This window comes from Sphingomonas sp. R1 (genome assembly GCF_025960285.1).
Taxonomy (GTDB): Bacteria; Pseudomonadota; Alphaproteobacteria; order Sphingomonadales; family Sphingomonadaceae; genus Sphingomonas.
This window is the reverse complement of record NZ_CP110111.1, coordinates 3,327,099-3,344,030: the sequence shown is the minus strand read 5'-3', so window position 1 is coordinate 3,344,030 and position 16,932 is coordinate 3,327,099. Positions and strand designations below refer to the sequence as shown.

At 67.4% G+C, this 16,932-nt stretch carries 14 protein-coding genes and 1 tRNA gene; 9 read left to right on the top strand and 6 right to left on the bottom strand.

The window, feature by feature from the left end:
- Positions 1-72 precede the first annotated feature (72 nt).
- On the top strand, positions 73-1,560 hold the full coding sequence (locus tag OIM94_RS15980; protein WP_264607670.1) for a hypothetical protein: 1,488 nt from the start codon (positions 73-75) through the stop codon (positions 1,558-1,560).
- Between the two features lie 67 nt (positions 1,561-1,627).
- Positions 1,628-3,202 carry an alpha-N-arabinofuranosidase gene (locus OIM94_RS15975; RefSeq protein ID WP_264607669.1) on the top strand — a complete coding sequence of 525 codons (1,575 nt, stop codon included), beginning with the start codon at positions 1,628-1,630 and terminating at the stop codon, positions 3,200-3,202.
- Positions 3,203-3,326: 124 nt separating this feature from the next.
- Here OIM94_RS15975 and araD1 read toward each other — a convergent pair whose 3' ends face one another.
- Positions 3,327-4,322: an AraD1 family protein gene (gene araD1, locus OIM94_RS15970; protein WP_264607668.1), complete on the bottom strand. Its 996-nt coding sequence runs from the start codon at positions 4,320-4,322 to the stop codon at positions 3,327-3,329.
- A gap of 124 nt (positions 4,323-4,446) precedes the next feature.
- On the opposite strand from araD1, the gene OIM94_RS15965 reads away from it, so the two are divergent.
- The gene (locus OIM94_RS15965; protein WP_264607667.1) at positions 4,447-5,205 is read left to right on the top strand and encodes a FadR/GntR family transcriptional regulator; all 759 of its coding nucleotides are present in this window, start codon (positions 4,447-4,449) and stop codon (positions 5,203-5,205) included.
- Between the two features lie 272 nt (positions 5,206-5,477).
- Here OIM94_RS15965 and OIM94_RS15960 read toward each other — a convergent pair whose 3' ends face one another.
- Positions 5,478-6,779, bottom strand: coding sequence for a sugar MFS transporter (locus OIM94_RS15960; RefSeq protein ID WP_264607666.1), 1,302 nt, complete (start codon positions 6,777-6,779; stop codon positions 5,478-5,480).
- 145 nt (positions 6,780-6,924) lie between these two features.
- On the opposite strand from OIM94_RS15960, the gene OIM94_RS15955 reads away from it, so the two are divergent.
- The 5 genes from OIM94_RS15955 to OIM94_RS15935 all read left to right on the top strand — a co-directional run bounded on the left by OIM94_RS15955 (position 6,925) and on the right by OIM94_RS15935 (position 13,223).
- Positions 6,925-8,058 (top strand): aldose epimerase family protein, encoded by a 1,134-nt coding sequence (locus OIM94_RS15955; RefSeq protein ID WP_264607665.1) that lies wholly within the window; start codon positions 6,925-6,927, stop codon positions 8,056-8,058.
- Positions 8,059-8,083: 25 nt separating this feature from the next.
- The gene (locus OIM94_RS15950; RefSeq protein ID WP_264607664.1) at positions 8,084-9,877 is read left to right on the top strand and encodes an IlvD/Edd family dehydratase; all 1,794 of its coding nucleotides are present in this window, start codon (positions 8,084-8,086) and stop codon (positions 9,875-9,877) included.
- Between the two features lie 58 nt (positions 9,878-9,935).
- On the top strand, positions 9,936-10,475 hold the full coding sequence (locus tag OIM94_RS15945; protein WP_264607663.1) for a GNAT family N-acetyltransferase: 540 nt from the start codon (positions 9,936-9,938) through the stop codon (positions 10,473-10,475).
- Positions 10,476-10,773: 298 nt separating this feature from the next.
- Positions 10,774-12,282 (top strand): OprO/OprP family phosphate-selective porin, encoded by a 1,509-nt coding sequence (locus OIM94_RS15940; RefSeq protein ID WP_264607662.1) that lies wholly within the window; start codon positions 10,774-10,776, stop codon positions 12,280-12,282.
- Positions 12,283-12,365: 83 nt separating this feature from the next.
- The gene (locus tag OIM94_RS15935) at positions 12,366-13,223 is read left to right on the top strand and encodes a PhzF family phenazine biosynthesis protein (RefSeq protein ID WP_264607661.1); all 858 of its coding nucleotides are present in this window, start codon (positions 12,366-12,368) and stop codon (positions 13,221-13,223) included.
- On the opposite strand, the gene OIM94_RS15930 is transcribed toward OIM94_RS15935, so the two are convergent.
- The 3 genes from OIM94_RS15930 to OIM94_RS15920 all read right to left on the bottom strand — a co-directional run bounded on the left by OIM94_RS15930 (position 13,207) and on the right by OIM94_RS15920 (position 16,511).
- On the bottom strand, positions 13,207-14,427 hold the full coding sequence (locus tag OIM94_RS15930) for a dicarboxylate/amino acid:cation symporter (protein ID WP_264607660.1): 1,221 nt from the start codon (positions 14,425-14,427) through the stop codon (positions 13,207-13,209). The genes OIM94_RS15935 and OIM94_RS15930 overlap by 17 nt on opposite strands.
- Positions 14,428-14,520: 93 nt before the next feature.
- Positions 14,521-15,435, bottom strand: coding sequence for a hypothetical protein (locus tag OIM94_RS15925; protein ID WP_264607659.1), 915 nt, complete (start codon positions 15,433-15,435; stop codon positions 14,521-14,523).
- The gene (locus OIM94_RS15920) at positions 15,432-16,511 is read right to left on the bottom strand and encodes a glycosyltransferase (protein ID WP_264607658.1); all 1,080 of its coding nucleotides are present in this window, start codon (positions 16,509-16,511) and stop codon (positions 15,432-15,434) included. Before OIM94_RS15920 ends, OIM94_RS15925 begins: the two co-directional genes overlap by 4 nt.
- Between OIM94_RS15920 and OIM94_RS15915 the strand changes: the two genes are divergently transcribed.
- Positions 16,488-16,871 carry a hypothetical protein gene (locus OIM94_RS15915; protein WP_264607657.1) on the top strand — a complete coding sequence of 128 codons (384 nt, stop codon included), beginning with the start codon at positions 16,488-16,490 and terminating at the stop codon, positions 16,869-16,871. The genes OIM94_RS15920 and OIM94_RS15915 overlap by 24 nt on opposite strands.
- On the opposite strand, the gene OIM94_RS15910 is transcribed toward OIM94_RS15915, so the two are convergent.
- Positions 16,850-16,924, bottom strand: a tRNA-Val gene (locus tag OIM94_RS15910). The two genes, OIM94_RS15915 and OIM94_RS15910, sit on opposite strands and share 22 nt — an antisense overlap.
- Positions 16,925-16,932 lie beyond the last annotated feature (8 nt).

Below are 16,932 nucleotides of genomic sequence, written 5' to 3'. Positions count from 1 at the left end.
CGCTGGCATCGCGTCGCATTCGCTCCTAGACTTCAGCCGCACCTTCCCACCGCAGCGCAGGAAAGCTTCCGGATGACCATGTATCGCTCGCGTTCCCAGGCCCTTGGCGGTGCGCCGCGCGGCCGGGGCGGGCGACCGATGCAGCGCGTGCCGATCGGGCCCCGCCGAAAGGCGATCTCGGCGCTGATCGTGGGCGCGCTGCTCGCGGCGATCAGCCTGGGCTTCTTCTGGCCCGGCGTCGCCAGTTACGACAGCGTGGTCCAGTATCAGCAGGTGCTGACCGGCGAGTTCGACGACTGGCATCCGCCGGCGATGGCGCGGCTCTGGGCGCTGGCCCATATGGCGGGCTGGCACGGCCAGGCCCCGATGTTCGTGCTCCAGATGCTGCTCTACTGGACCGGCTTGAGCCTGTTCGCGGGGGCACTGGCGCGGCGACGCCAGGCAATCCCGGCGCTGCTGGTGCTGCTCCTTGGCCTCTGGCCGCCGCTGCTCGGTTGGCAGATCGCCGCGTTGAAGGACGCGCAGATGGCGGGCGCATTGGTCGCCGCGGCGGGGGTTGCGAGTTGGTGGCGGCTCGACGGACGGCGCCTGCCGCTCTGGGCGGCTGCACTGGTGCTGCTGCTGCTCGGCTATGCGACGCTGGTGCGGTTCAACGCCGCCTTCGCCACGGTGCCGCTCGCCTTCGGCCTCCTCGGCGGGCTGCGCTGGGACCGGCCGCTATTCCATGCCGTGCTGGTGCTGGCTACCACCGCCGCCATAGTCGGGGCCCTCACACCGATCAACCAGCGGCTGCTGCAGGCCAAGCCCAGCGGGGTCGAACGCTCGCTACCGCTGTTCGACCTGGCCGGCATTGCCCATCATGCCGGACCGGACGCCGTACCCCTGGTCCCCGCCCGACTATGGCGCCGCGCCGAAGCCCGGGGCTGCCTGACGCCGATCCTTTGGGATCCGATCGGCGACGAAAGGGCGTGCGGCTATATCGTCGACACAATGCAACGAGCGGCGCCCGGCGCCAAGCTGCGCGACGCCTGGCTGCGGGCCATCGCCACGCACCCCATCGCCTATGCCCGGCACCGCATCGCGCACTGGAACAGCGAGATGCGGTTCTGGATGCCGGCCACCATGCCCGGCACCGGCCCACTCGCCCGATCCGAGCCCAATGCGCTGGGCCTCGGCTCGCCCGACAAGCGCGTGATCGGGTTCGAAAAGACCGGGTATACGCTCGCCACCAGCGCCGCCGGTGCCCCGATCCTGTGGTTCGCCCTCGCCTTGGGCGTGCTGTACTGTAGCTGGCCCCCGCGCGACGGCGCCGGTGGCGTGGCGGTGACGCTCGCGCTCTCGGCCATCATCACCGAGCTTGCCTTCGGCGTGATCGGCGTCGCCTCGGACTATCGCTATCACTGCTGGAGCATGCTCGCGGCGGGGCTCGCGATGCTCGCCGCAAGCGGCACGCGGGTTTCGCCGCGACGGGCGCTGCTCGCGGCGCTCGGGGTTGCGATCGTCGCCGGGTTGGTCACGATCGCCCGCTTCACGCTGCCGCCCGCACTGCCGCCGATTTAAATAGCACCCTTTTGTCGGAGTAGAATTCATGGCATTGAACCCCTGAGAAAATCTCAGGGAGGATTGCATGCTTCGAAAGACCTTGCTCGCGGGAGCCGCGCTGCTTCTCGCGCCGATGCCGGCGCTGGCGCAGGACGTGACCGTCACTGTCGATGCCGCCAAGCCGGGCTCCACGATCGATCGCCATATCTTCGGCCAGTTCGCCGAACATCTCGGCAGCGGCATCTATGGCGGCATCTGGGTGGGCAAGGATTCGCCGATTCCGAACACCCGCGGCATCCGCAAGGACGTCGTCGCCGCGCTCCGGGCGATCAAGGTGCCGGTGGTGCGCTGGCCTGGCGGCTGCTTCGCCGACGAATATCACTGGCGCGACGGCATCGGCCCGCAGGACAAGCGCAAGAGCAGCGTCAACACCAACTGGGGCGGCGCGGGCGAGCCCAACAGCTTCGGCACCGACGAGTTCATGGACTTTGCCGACCTGGTCGGCGCCGAGGCCTATGTGTCGGTAAACGTGGGTTCCGGCACCGTGCAGGAAGCGGCCGACTGGCTCGCCTATATGACCGCCGATCCCTCCACCACCGCGGGTAAGGAACGCGCCGCCAACGGCCATGTCGCGCCGTACAAGGTGAAGTGGCTGGGCCTCGGCAACGAAAGTTGGGGCTGCGGCGGATCGATGCGGCCCGAGGCTTATGTCGACCTGATGAAGCGCTTCGCCCGCTTCACCCACAATCTCGATCCCAAGCAGGGCGAAAAGGGGCCCGAGCCGATGCAGCGCATCGCCGTCGGCCCCAACGACAACGACACCACCTATACCGAAGCGGTGATGGCGGCGTGGAAGGGCCATGACTGGGCCTGGAACATCGAGGGCCTGTCGATGCACGCCTACACCACTGGCGGCTGGCCGCCCTCCTATCCCAGCACCGGCTTCGACGAGACGGGCTATGCCAAGCTGGTCAAGGCCGCGCTGGCGATGGACGGGATGATCGCCAAGCATTCGGCGATCATGGACAAGTACGATCCCGAGAAGAAGGTGCCGCTGGCGATCGACGAGTGGGGCGTGTGGCTGGCGCCGCTGCCGGGATCGAACCCGGGCTTTCTCTACCAGCAGAACTCGCTGCGCGACGCGATCATCGCCGCGCTGCACTTCAACATCTTCGCGCGCCATGCCGATCGGGTGCGGATGACCAACATCGCCCAGATGATCAACGTGCTCCAGGCGATGATCCTCACCGACAAGGAGAAGATGGTCCTCACGCCGACCTATCACGTGTTCCGCATGTACGTGCCGTTCCAGGATGCGCAGGCGGTGCCGGTGTCGCTCGACGCGGGCACCTATACGCAGGGCGACGTGACGATGCCGCGCGTCGATGCGATCGCGGCGCGGGGCAAGGACGGCAAATTGTGGCTGGCGGTGACCAACCTCGATGCGGGCAAGCCGGCGCGGATCGCAGTGAAGTTCGCCGGACTGATGGCGAAGAGCGCCAAGGGCGAGGTGCTGACCGCGGCGAAGGTCGATGCGGTCAACAGCTTCGAAGCGCCGAACACGGTGGTGCCCAAGCCGATCGGCGGGACGGTAGCCAAGGGCGCGGTGACGCTGGAACTGCCGGCCAAGTCGGTCGCGGTGGTGGAAATCGGAGGCTGACGCCTCGGTTCTTTCGCATCCCTTCCGCTTGCGGGAGGGGACGGGGGAGGGCCTGACGTTGACGAAGCGCCGCGACAGTTCAGCCCCTCCCCTAACCCCTCCCGCAAGCGGGAGGGGAACTTGGTTACAGCGTCTTCACCGTCGTCAGCCCGGTGTCTTCCACCTGCGCCAGCGGATTGCGCAGCGGCAGGGTGAAGGGGGCGGCCTCGATCTCGAAGCTGTCGCCCACTTCCGTCTTCACCCCGTCACTGAACGACAGCGTCGCGGTGCCGAAGAAGTGGACGTGCACGTCGCCCGGCTGGCGGAACAGGCCGTATTTGAAGTGATGATGCTCGAGATTGCCGATCGTGTGCGACATGTTCGCCTCGCCCGACAGGAACGGCTTCTCCCACAGCGTCTCGCCGTTGCGGACGATCCGGCTGGTGCCGCGCACGTCCGCGGGCGCCTCGCCGACCAGCAGCTCCGGCCCGAGCGCGGCCTGGCGCAGCTTGGAATGGGCCAGCCACAGATAATTGTGCCGCTCGGTCACATGGTCGCTGAACTCGTTGGCAAGGCACAGGCCGATCCGCCACGGCGTGCCGTCCGGGCCGATCAGATAGATGCCGGCCAGCTCGGGCTCCTCGCCGCCGTCCTGCGCGAAGCCGGGCGAGACCAGTGGCGCGCCCGGGCCGACCAGATGGTGGCCATTGCCCTTGTAGAACCATTCCGGCTGCTGGCCGATCGCGCCTGCCGCCGGCTTGCCGCCCTCGACGCCTTCGAGGAACATCCGCATGGAATCGGTCTTGTGCTCGGCCGCCGCGGCATCGCGGTGCATCTTGTCGCGACCCTCGGCCGAGCCGAGATGGGTGAGGCCGGTGCCGGTCAACACCAGATGCGCGCCGTCCGGATGGTCGATCGGGGCGAGCAACTGGCCCGCCGCCAAGGCCTCGGCTGGATCGACCGCACCTTCGCGACCGGCAGCCGCCACCGCCTCGGCCAGCGACTGGCCCGCTTCGATCGCCTGGAGCGCAAGGCTGCGCACATCGGTCGCGCCGCGTACGAAGCCCGCGCCCGAGTCGTCGGCGGCGATCACCCGCCGCACGCCATCCGCCCCACGATACTGCATCAACCGCAACGCCATCGAACTGCTCCTCATCCTCGGTTTAGTCCGACATATTCATGTCGCTACCGAATGGCAACGCTGCATCGTTTGCGGGACGCCCCCGCTTCGCGCTACACATGATTTTATGCAGGAGAGCGAGCGGATGCCATTGGACGATCAGATCGGGGACGCGGAGGAGGCAGGCGTACAGCCGATCACCCGCACGCCCAAGGGCTCGGGCCGCCGTCTACGCGGAGCAATCGCGCATTATCTGGGCACGCAGATCGTCTCCGGCGCGATTGCGCCCGGCGAGAAGCTGACCGGCGAGGTCGCCAATGCCGAGGCGCTGGACGTATCGCGCAGCGCCTATCGCGAGGCGGTGCAGGTGCTCACCGCCAAGGGGCTGGTCGAGAGCCGCCCCAAGGCCGGCACCCGCGTGCTGCCGCGCAGCCGCTGGAACATGCTCGATCCCCAGGTGCTCGCCTGGGCGTTTTCCGGCGAGCCCGATGTCGAGTTCGTCCGCGACCTGTTCGAGCTGCGCGCGGTGGTGGAACCCGCCGCCGCCCGCCTCGCTGCCGAGCGCCGCGACCGCGACGACGTGAAAGCGATGCGCGATGCGCTCGCCAAGATGCGCCGCCACACGCTGGCGACCGATGCCGGCCGCGCCGCCGACCGCGACTTCCACGACGCGCTGCTGGAGGCCACCCACAACAACGCACTGATCGCGCTGAGCGCCAGCATCGGCGCGGCGGTGAGCTGGACGACCAAGTACAAGCAGCGCGCCCGCGCCCTGCCCCGCGATCCGGTGCCGGATCACATCAAGGTGTTCGACGCGATCGCCGGCGGCGATGCCGATGCCGCCGCGGCGGCGATGCGCACGCTGGTCGACCTGGCGCTGGAGGATACACAGCTCTCGATGTGAGGGCACCCCCTCCACCACCGCCTTCGGCGGCAGTCCCCCTCCCCGCTTCGCGGGAGAGGAAATGCTACCCACTACCATTTTAGCGTTTCCTCCCTCGGAGCGCCGCTCCGGGGGAGGGGGACAGCGCTGCGTCGCGCCGCGCCGCCGGCATGGTGGAGGAGGCTCTTACCGCACAAACGAAAAGGGCGCCGCCCGCGGCGACGCCCCCTCCACCGCCGCCTGCGGCAGCGGTCCCCCTCCCACGCTTTCCCGAGGGATGATACGCTGTCCGATCAGTCCTCGATCGCGTTGGTCGGCTTGGCGCCCCAGATCGCGTAGAACAAGATGTAGAGCTCGCACATCGCGGTCAGCAGGAACGAGTTCTGCAGGCCATAGGCATCGGCAATCCATCCCTGCACGACGACCAGCGCCCCGCCTGCAATGGCCATGATAAGCAGCCCCGATCCTTCTTCCGTCAGCGGGCCAAGGCCCTTGATGCCGAGCGAGAAGATCGTCGGGAACATGATCGAGTGGAACAGCCCGACCAAAATCAGCGACCACATCGCCGCAGGCCCGGTCAGGAACGTCGCCCCCAACATCACGACGAATGCACCGATCGAGAACCCGGCAAGCACCGTCCCGGCAGGCACCTTCTGCATGATGAGCGAACCCGCGAAGCGCCCGATCATCATCCCGCCCCAGAGGAGCGCCAGGTAACGAGACGCCTCGTTCTGGGTGATGTTGGCGATTCCGGGCTGCGACACGAAGTTGATGAACAGGTTGGCGACGCCGATCTCGGCGATCAGGTAGATGAAGATCGCGGGTACGCCGAAGACCAGGTTGCGATGCTTCCACAACGAGTGGTTCTTGCGGTCTTCCTTGGCGACGCGACTGGTCGCCGACCCCATTGCCGGCAGCGGGAAGCGGGCAATGACGATTGCCAGCAAGACCAGGACGACGGCGACCAGCGCATAGGGCAGGATCACCGACTGCGCGTCGGCCAGACGTTCGGCCTGCGTGAGCGCCGTTGCGCCAGCTTCCGCCGTGCCGCCCTTCGAACGGCCGAGGATCAGATAACCCGCGAACAGCGGCGCCAGCGTCGTGCCGAGCGAATTGAACGCCTGGACGAGGTTGAGGCGGGACGACCCCGTCTCCGGCGGGCCGATCACCGTGACATAGGGATTGGCCGCCACCTGGAGCAGCGTGATGCCGCTGGCGATGACGAACAGCATCACCAGCGTGACACCATAGGAGGGCAGGCTCGCCGCCAGCGTCATGCCCGCCGCGCCAGCCGCCATGACCAGCAGCCCAACGACCAGCGACTTTTGATAGCCGATCCGCTCGATCAACTTTGCCGATGGGATGGAAGCGACGAAATAGGCGATGAACCACACGCTCTCGATCAGAGTTGTCTGGGTGTAATTGAGGTTGAACACGCTGCGCAGGTGCGGCAGCAGCGTGTTGTTGATCACGGTAATGAAGCCCCACATGAAGAACAGCGTGGCCAGCAGCGTCAGCGCGCGACCATATTGCGTGGGGTGAGAGGCTTGCCCGGCCCCCGCCGGAGCAGCCTTTGACGTTGGCACGACCGCCATGCTGGTGTGATCCTCTCGAATTTTGCCACGTACGACCGCGGCGGGGTTGCTCTTCGCTTTCTAGTCGGAGTATTCAACCCGACGTCCAGCGTCAACGGCCGCGTCGCCGCCCATCGCAGCGATAGCCCATAGGGAGAGGTTTTGCATGAATAATCTGATCAAGGGCGTCCTGCTCGCCAGCGCCATGCTCCCGCTGTCGGCCCATGCCGGCGATGCGACTCGCGCGGCGTTCGGCACCACCGCGGACGGCGCAAGGGTTGAGGCGATCACGCTGACCAACGGGCACGGCATGCGCGCCACGATCCTCAGCTACGGCGCGATCCTCCAGTCGCTCTCGGTCCCGGACCGGGGCGGCAAGTCCGAGGACGTGACGCTCGGCTACAACGACATGCAGGGCTATCTGGTCGCGCCGAACTATTTCGGCGCCACCGTCGGCCGCTATGCCAATCGCATCAAGAACGGCACCTTCGCGATCGACGGCAAGACCTATGCGCTCGCCAAGAACAATGGCCCGAACGCGCTGCACGGCGGCCTGAAGGGCTTCGACAAGCGGCTCTGGACGGTGGAGAAGGTCGCCAGCGGCGATATTGCCAGCGTCACCCTGCGCTATGTCGCGGCGGACGGCGAGGAAGGCTATCCCGGACAGCTCACCGTCACCGCCACCTATGCGCTGAACGAGAAGAACGAGCTGTCGGTCGAATATACCGCGACCACGACCAAGCCGACCATCGTCAACATCACCAACCACAGCTTCTTCAACCTGGCCGGCGAGGCCTCGCAGCGCTCGATCTACGACAATGTCGTGACGATCCCGGCCGAAGCAACGACGCCCGTCGACAAGACGCTGATCCCCACCGGCCAGCTCCGCTCCGTGGAAGGCACGCCGTTCGACTTCCGCAAGCCGACCGTGATCGGCACCCGCATCCGCGACGGCCGCGACCAGCAGATCGTGTTCGGCCAAGGCTATGACGAGAATTTCGTGATCGCCAAGGTCGTGTCGGCCCAGCCGGTTCTCCATGCGCGGGTCGAGGATCCGTCGAGCGGCCGGGTGATGGAGATCCTCTCCAACCAGCCGGGCGTGCAGTTCTACACGGGCAATTTCCTGGACGGCACCGCGATCGGCAAGTCGCGCCACGCCTATCGCCAGGGCGACGGCCTCGCGCTGGAGCCGCAGGTGTTTCCGGATACGCCGAACCAGCCGGCGCTGGGCTCTGCCCGGCTGAACCCCGGGCAGACCTACCGGAACGTGATCGTCTACCGTTTCTCGACGGCCAACTGACCCTTTCCTCCCGCAAGGCATTCCCATGACCAATACCCCGCCGAAGCTGCGCAGCCGCGCCTGGTTCGATAACCCCGACAATGTCGACATGACCGCCCTCTATCTGGAGCGGTATCTCAACTATGGGCTGAGCCTGGAGGAACTGCGCTCGGGCAAGCCGATCATCGGCATCGCCCAGACGGGGTCGGACCTTAGCCCGTGCAACCGTCATCACCTGGTCCTTGCCGAACGGATCCGCGAAGGCATTCGCGAGGCGGGCGGCATCGCGATCGAGTTCCCGGTCCATCCGATCCAGGAAACCGGCAAGCGGCCCACCGCCGCGCTCGATCGCAACCTCGCCTATCTTGGGCTGGTCGAGCTGATCTACGGCTATCCGCTCGACGGCGTGGTGCTCACCACCGGCTGCGACAAGACCACGCCGGCCTGCCTGATGGCGGCGGCGACGGTGAACATCCCGGCGATTGCGCTGTCGGTCGGCCCGATGCTCAACGGCTGGCATCGCGGCGAGCGCACCGGCTCCGGCACCATCGTGTGGAAGGCGCGCCAGCTGCTCGCGGCCGGCGAGATCGATGACGAGGGCTTCATCCGTCTGGTCAGCTCCTCGGCGCCGTCGACCGGCTATTGCAACACCATGGGCACGGCGACGACAATGAACAGCCTGGCCGAGGCGCTGGGCATGATGCTGCCGGGCTCGGCAGCGATTCCCGCCCCCTATCGCGACCGGCAGGAATCGGCCTATCGCACCGGCAAGCGCATCGTCGACATGGTGCGTGAGGACCTCAAGCCATCGGACATCCTGACGCGCGAGGCGTTCCTCAATGCGATCGTGGTCAACTCGGCGATCGGCGGCTCGACCAACGCACCGATCCACCTGGCCGCCATCGCCCGCCATGTCGGCGCCGAACTGTCGCTCGACGACTGGCAGACCCACGGCCACAAGGTGCCGCTGCTGGTGAACCTGCAGCCCGCCGGCGAATATCTCGGCGAGGATTATTACCGCGCCGGCGGCGTGCCCGCGGTGGTCGCCCAGCTGATGGAGCAGGGGCTGATCCACGAGAACGCGATCACCGCCAACGGCAAGACCATCGGCGAGAATTGCCGGGGCGCCGAGATCGAGGACGAGAAGGTCATCCGCCGCTACGGCGAGCCTTTGGTCGAGGAGGCCGGGTTCGTCGTGCTGCGCGGCAACTTGTTCGACGCGGCGATCATGAAGACGAGCGTGATCGGCCCCGAATTCCGCGAGCGCTATCTGTCCAACCCGGACGATCCCGACGCTTTCGAAGGCCCGGTCGTCGTGTTCGACGGGCCGGAGGATTACCACCACCGCATCGACGATCCCTCGGTCGGCATCACCGCGAACACGCTGCTGGTGATGCGCGGCGCCGGACCGATCGGCTATCCGGGTGCGGCCGAAGTGGTGAACATGCGGCCGCCGGCCTATCTGATCCGCGAGGGCGTGCATGCGCTGCCGTGCATCGGCGACGGTCGCCAGTCCGGCACCTCGGCCTCGCCCTCGATCCTCAACGCCTCGCCCGAGGCGGCGGCGATGGGCGGCCTGGCGCTGCTGAAGACCGGCGACCGCGTGCGGATCGACCTCAACCGCGGCACCGCCGACGTGCTGATCCCGGACGACGAGCTCGCCGAGCGCCGGCGCGTGCTCGCCGAGGCGGGCGGCTATCCCTATCCGGAATCGCAGACTCCCTGGCAGAAGATCCAGCGCGCGATGGTCGGCCAGATGAACACCGGCGCGATCCTGGAGGGCGCCGAGCAGTTCCAGCGCATCGCCCAGACCCACGGCATTCCGCGCGACAACCACTGATCCTTGCGGCCGGTGCGGCGGCTGGCTAGCCCCGCCGCACCGTTCCGAGGAGTTTGCCATGGCCGCCTTCCCCCACCGCCTCGCCCAGCCCGACGATCTGGCGGCACTGCGCGCGGTGATGGAGCGGGCCATTGCGACGCTTCAGCACGGCTTCCTGACCCCCGAACAGATCGCGGCCAGCCACCGGGTGATGGGGCTCGACACCCAGCTGATCACCGACCAGACCTATTTCCTCGTCGAGGACACCGACGGCACGATCGCCGGCTGCGGCGGCTGGTCCTATCGCGCGACCCTCTATGGCGGGGATGCCAGCATCGTCGCGCGCGCCCCCCAGCGGCTCGACCCCGCCCGCGACGCCGCCAAGATCCGCGCAATGTACACCAATCCCGATCACACCCGCCGCGGTATCGGCCGCCGGATATTGGGGCTCTGCGAAAACGCCGCGCGCGATGCAGGCTTTGCGCGCGCGGAGATGATGGCCACCATGGCCGGCGTGCCGCTGTACCAGGCGTGTGGCTACAGGCCCGTCGAACCAGTGCTGTCCGCCCCTATCGACGGCGTTCAGGTGCCGCTGGTGCGGATGGAAAAGCACCTCTGAGCACTCGGGGATCCCCATAGCCCCACCGAAACGCTTTAGTAACGATGCGGTCTCTAGATGCGCCACCACGCGCTGAGCTACGCACTCCAAGCTCTACGCAATAAAGCAAAATATGCATGAGGCCCCTCCTGAGCCCCAACCAGCTAAGGAGTAGTACCTATTGTGCCCAATAAATCACAGTATCGTCGCATGTACGAAATATTCATTTCACTTCAAGATCATCAACAGAGCGCCCTTCTATACTGATACTCGGTTGCCCCTCGTGGCGACACAGGATCAACAAACAGGGTTCTCCACGATGAAGATGCATTATCTGGCAGGCGCGGCATTGCCCGCGTTGTTGTTCGCCACCCCCGCACTGGCGCAGAGCACGCCCGGCGATCAGGCGGAACTGGTGAAGCTGCTGAAGGCCCAGGCCGAGGAAATTGCCGCACTGCGCGCCCGGCTCGATCGGATCGAAGGTAGCCAGGTCGCCGCGCCGGCCGCGCGCCCCGTTGCGGTGCCGACCCAGGGCGGCGTCCAGCAGGCAGCGCAGACACGCCGCACCGATCTCGCGAACGACGAAACCGTATCCGGCAGCTTCGCGCCGCAGCTTGCCGCCGCAGGCATCGCCGATCAGAGCGTCGCCCAGGCCCGCGCGCTCCAGAACGTCTCCAACGTGACCACCGAATGGCGCGGCGGCCTGCCGATCTTCCGCTCGGCGGACGGCAAGTTCCTGTTCAAGATGCGCGGTCGTATCATCAACCATGTCAGCTCGACCTTCGGATCGAACTACGACGCCCGCAACATCACCACCACCGGCGCCCGCGCGCTGCGTATCGGTATCGAAGGCGCGGTGGGCCCGCACTTCTTCTACCAGTTCGAAAACGACTTTGCCGACAACACCTCCGATGTCGGCACGATGTTCGTCGGCTGGCGCAACGACATCGGAAAGGTTTCCTATGACGTGCGCTTCGGCAACATGTTCAACGACCGCAGCTTCGAAGGATCGGGCGGGTCGGATGCGCCGCCGTTCCTGGAGCGCAACGTCGTCGCCACCTCGATCATTCCGCAGCGCGGCTTCTACGGCATCGCGCTGATGCCGCGCCTGTTCTGGAATACGGGCCACGCCTCGTTCACGATCAGCGGTGACAGCGTCGATGCCAGCCAGGCAATGAACGACAGCCGCACGGTCCTGGCGCGCGCCCACTGGAACCCGTTCAAGACGGAGCGCTCGCTGGTCCATCTCGGCCTTTGGGGCTTCGACGAGGCCCTCTCCTCGCGCGGCACCGGCTCGCTCACCCGCAACACCGTGATCGGCGGCCGCTTCAACGGCAATCTGCGCGTGCAGACCGGCACCCTTGTGGGCGGCACCGGCACCACCGGCTATGGCGCCGAAGTCGGCGGCTATGTCGGCTCGCTCTGGGTGATGGGCGAAGCGGGCAAGCGCGTCGCGCAACTGAATGCGGGCCGCCCGGACTTCGAGAGCAAGGCGTGGAGCCTTTCGACCGGCTTCTTCGTCACCGGCGATCTGCCGCCCTATAATCCGCGCCTCGGCACCTTCGCCCAGCCGCGCGTGCTGCGGCCGGTGTTCAGCGGCGGCCCGGGCGCGATCGAGATCCTCGCCCGCTACGAGAATCTCGAATATTCGGGCATCCCGAACGCCACCAAGGGCGAGGCCGCCACGGTCGGCACCAACTGGTATCTCGACAGCGTGATGCGCCTGCAGCTGAACCTGATCTCCTGGAAGACCAACAACCGCACCGGCTCGTTTACCGGCAAGGATAGCGGGCAGACGATCAGCGCCGGCTTCGGCGTGACCTTCTGACGACACCCGGCTGAGGCTTGCCAGCCCCTGTCGGATCGGCGATCCCCTGACCGCGCACCGCGCGCGGCAGGGGAGATGCAGCCATGACGACACCCTTTACACTGGTCGACGTGTTCCATGACGGCCCGTTCACCGGCAATCCGCTGGCGGTGGTTCGGGGCGGCGGCGATCTCGACACCGCGACGATGCAGGCCATCACCCGCTGGTTCAACCTGAGCGAGACGGTGTTCCTGTTGCCGCCGAGCGTAGCGGGCGCCGATTACCATGCGCGCATTTTCACTTTGGATCGCGAGCTGCCCTTCGCCGGTCACCCGACGCTGGGCGCCGCGCACGCCTGGCTGGCGGCGGGCGGACGGCCGGCAGCGGGCGACCGGATCGTCCAGCAATGCGGCGCGGGACAGATCCCGATCCGCCGGGACGGCGATCGGCTCGCCTTCGCCGCGCCGCCGCTCCTGCGCAGCGGTCCGGTAGATGCAGCGACGCGCGCAACGCTGGCTAAGGCGCTGCGGATCGATCCCGCGGCGATCGTCGATGCGGCCTGGGCGGACAATGGCCCGGGGTGGATTGCCGTGCTGCTCGATTCGGCGGAGGCAGTGCTGGCGGTGGAGCCGGTGCGACACTGGGACGGGCGGCTGGAGATCGGCCTGATCGGGGCGCACCCGGCAGGCGCCCCGATCGCCTGGGAGATCCGCACGCTGTTCACCGACGCGTTCGGCGGAATCATCGAGGATCCGGTGACCGGCAGCTTCAATGCGTCCGCGGCGCAATGGCTGTACGAAAGCGGACGCGCGACCTCGGGCTATGTCGCAGCGCAGGGCACGAAGCTTGCCCGGCGCGGCCGCATTGCCGTGGACTATGATGCGGAGGGTCAGGCCTGGATCGGCGGCCGCAGCATGACGATCGCCGAGGGCAGCCTGCCCGGCCTCAGCGCCCTCGCCTGACCAGCCGGGCGACCAGCGTCGTCGCGGTCAACTGCCCGGTGACGCTTGCGGTGGTGATGAACATGTCGGGGATCGCCGCCGTGGCGATATAGAGCGGGATGATCGCCAGCGGCGCGCCGAGGATCTGCAAGCCCGGCGCCGTGCAGGCATAGATCACCGCCGCCCCCGGCAGCCCGGGCGTGGCGATGCCCGCGATGACCGCGGTGGCCCCGGCCAGCACCCATTGCACGGGCGCCGCATGCACGCCGGCGGCATGCGCGGCGACGAACACCTCGATCAGGCTCACGCCCGCGGTCGCCAGGCGGAAGGTGGAGATGGCAAGCGGCATCGTCGTCCCTGCCACTTCCTGCGGCAGCTTGAGGCGGGTGAGCGCGACCTCCATCGAGACGGGCGCGGTCGCCATCGACGAACAGGTGCCCGCCGCCGTCGCCTGCGCCGGTACGATCGCGCGAGCGAACTGGCCGATCGGCATCGCCCGGAACAGCTGGACGAGCAGGTAGCAGAGCAGGATGGCGCTCAGCGAGAACAGGATCTCCGCGCCCACCTCGCGCGCGAGGACGCCAGCCACGCTCGCTCCGGCCGCCTTGCCCGCCCCCAAGGAGAGCACGAAGATGCCGATCGGCGCCGGCAGCAGGATCCAGTCGACGATGCGGGTCATCGCGCGGGCGAGGTCCTCGACGATCGCTGCGAAGCGATCGCCCTGTGTGCGGGCGAGCGCCGCGCCGAGCAGGACGGCGAACACCACCAGCGGCAGCATCTGCCCGCTCGCTGCCGCCGCAACCGGGTTCTCCGGCAGGATGGCGAGGATCTGATCGGTGCCGCTGGGCAGGTGCGGAATGGCGGGCGGGGCCGAACCGAGCAGGCCGGCCAGCGGATCGGGCCCCAGCGGGAAAAGCCGCAGCACGATCTCGACCACACCCCAGGCCAGCAGCACCGCCAGCACCAGCATCGGCAGGAACACCGCAAAGCTGGCCGCAAGCACCCGCCCGCCCTGTCCGTGGCGCACCGCATTGACCACGCCGCTCACCACCAGCGCGAACACCAGCGGCACCAAGGTCATGGTCAGCGCGCGGATCCAGAAGGCGCCGATCGGCGCGACCGCGTCGATCCAGGGGATCAGAAAGGCGCCGGCCGGCCAGCGTGCGGCAAAGCCCAGCGCCACACCGGCAAGTAGCGCGCCCAGCACCACGAACGTCTTGCCCATACCCCGTCCCCGAAGAAGTCCATCCACCAAAAGCAATCGGCCCGTGCATGGCCGAAGCCATGCACGGGCGCCAAGGTCATTTTTGCCGGAGGTTCAGGCGATGCGCGGCTTGGGCCGTGCGACCATGTCGGCCAGCGCCGAAGCGCCGCCTACCACGACATGGGCCGCCAGCATCAGCGTCGCGACGAACAGTACCGCCCCGGCAAGGCCCGCCGAATCCCCCAGAAGCGCCACGATCAGCGGCGCCAGCAGCGCCTCGCGCGCCGGCACGAAGGGCAGGCGCGACAGCATCATGCGCAGCGTGCCGACCAGGAACAGCGCCGCTGCCGGCACCGACGGCAGCAGCAGCTTCCACAGCAGCGCGGTCAGCACGAGGCTCAGCAGGATCCGGACGATGTGGATCCCCAGCGTCATCAGCAGCTGGCGCGGCGGCAGGGCAAACACCATGCGGCGAAAGAAGAAGATGGCAAGCGACGACAGGACGATCGTCGCGGTGGAGATCAGCAGCGTGGTGAACAGCGTGCCCTTGGCGAGGCCGTGGACGATGGGCGCGTTCAGCACCAGCATCGCCAGCGTCACCAGATTGCCTGCCAGCGCCGAGGTCACCGCCACGTCGCGCAGGGTCTCGAACGGCCGCCCCCCTGCCCCCAAGGTGCGGCGTGCCCAGACATAGAGCTGGGCATCGCCCGAATAGCCGAGCACCACTTCGTTGGCGGCCTGCTTGCGCAACAGCGCCGGGAAGGCGCCCGCGCCCACGCCCCAGATGCGGCGCAGGATCAGCCAGTCCATGAACGGCGCCAATGCATAGGTGGCCGCGAAGCACAGCCAGAACAGCGGGCTGGTCGGTGCCTGGGTCAGGATGGTGAAATCCAGCCCGTCCAGCTGGTAGAACACCGCCACCAGGATCGCGGCGGAAAAGGCAAGGCCGAGAAGGGCAAGCAGCCGCTCGCGCGTGGTAGCGGAAAGCGCGGCATAGGCAGTACGCGCCGCGGTTACAGGGGACGTCATGCGTGCGCCTCTTGGTCCAGCCGCGCGGGCTGGAGGGGGGAACGGGCTGCCGCCGCTTCGACGAACAGCGTGAGATAGTCCTGCGCCGAGCGCTCGATGGTGAAGCGCCGCAGCGAAGCGAGCAGCGCGATGCGATCGGGGGCCGCCATCGGCGCCGTGCGGATCGCGGCGGCGAGCAGTGCCTCGTCCTGCGGCACGATCGTGCCGAACCGTCCCTGGCCAAGCAGGCTGCGCAGCCCCGCCCCGCAATCGGTGGAAACCACCGCCAGCCCGGCGGCCAGCGCCTCGATCACCACCGCCGGCACGCCTTCGTAGCGCGACGACATCAGCAGCACGTCGAAGTCGGCGAGCTTGCCGGGAGCATCGGCAACATGGCCCGCAAAGGTCACGCGATCCGCGATGCCGAGCGATGCCGCCAGCGCTTCCAAGACAGGCCGTTCCGGTCCGTCGCCGAAGATCGTTAGCGTCTCGCCCGGCTGCACCGCCGCAGCGAAGGCGCGCAGCATCAGCGCAAAATGCTTCTGGGCGACCATCCGGCCAATTGCGACGAAGCGGCGTGCGCCGACGGACCGGGAGACCCGCACCGGCACCAGCTGCGTCGCACAGATCGCCGGATCATGGACGACATGGCCGCGCGCCGCCATCACCGGGGGCAGCTCGGGCGTCATCGATTCGTCCATCACCACCCAGTGGCGTGCACAGCGTGCCTGGATCCGCAACCATGCCCGCCAGAAGAAGCGCGCCACCGGATGGAGATCGCGCCGGGCGAGATCGTTGCTGATCTTCACCACGATCGGCGGGCAGCGGCGGCCGAGCAGCAGGCGCATCGCGAAGGCGACGATGGTGTAGGTGGATCCGGCGACGAACAGCACATCCGGGCGCAGGCGACGGATCACCGCCGGCAGCGTCAGGATCATCCACAGCGTTTCCCAGCCCGCCTGGCTACGGCGCGGCTGGCGCGGCATCGCATAGTCGATGTCGCCGAACTCCTCGCGCATTGCGCCATCCTCACGGCCGAGGAACAGCGGCGCATCCACCCCCATTGCCCGCCAGTGCCGCACAAGGCGCAAAGCCACCCGTTCCACGCCGCCGGGATGGAAGCTGTGGAGGAAGGTAAGGACGCGAATGCGTCCGCTGCTAAACTGTGGCGACAATCGCGGGTCCCCTGTCATCGTTGCGACATCGTTTCGCTCTTGTATTCGCTCTTCTTGGCCACCGAAAGTAAGCTGCGGTGCCGCTGCACCAAAACTTCCGGCCGACTTGGCGACTATTTAGCGATAAAGATGTCCATGTGTAAGACGACACGGATCGCCCATACCCACACCGCTTCACCAAAATTATTTTTGCGCCGCGCCGCGCCGAGGGCCGAACAGCAAAAAGCCCGCCGGGCGATGTACGCCGACGGGCTCTTTGATGGTGGGCGCGGCAAGGATTGAACTTGCGACCCCTGCGATGTCAACACAGTGCTCTACCACTGAGCTACGCGCCCGAAACTCG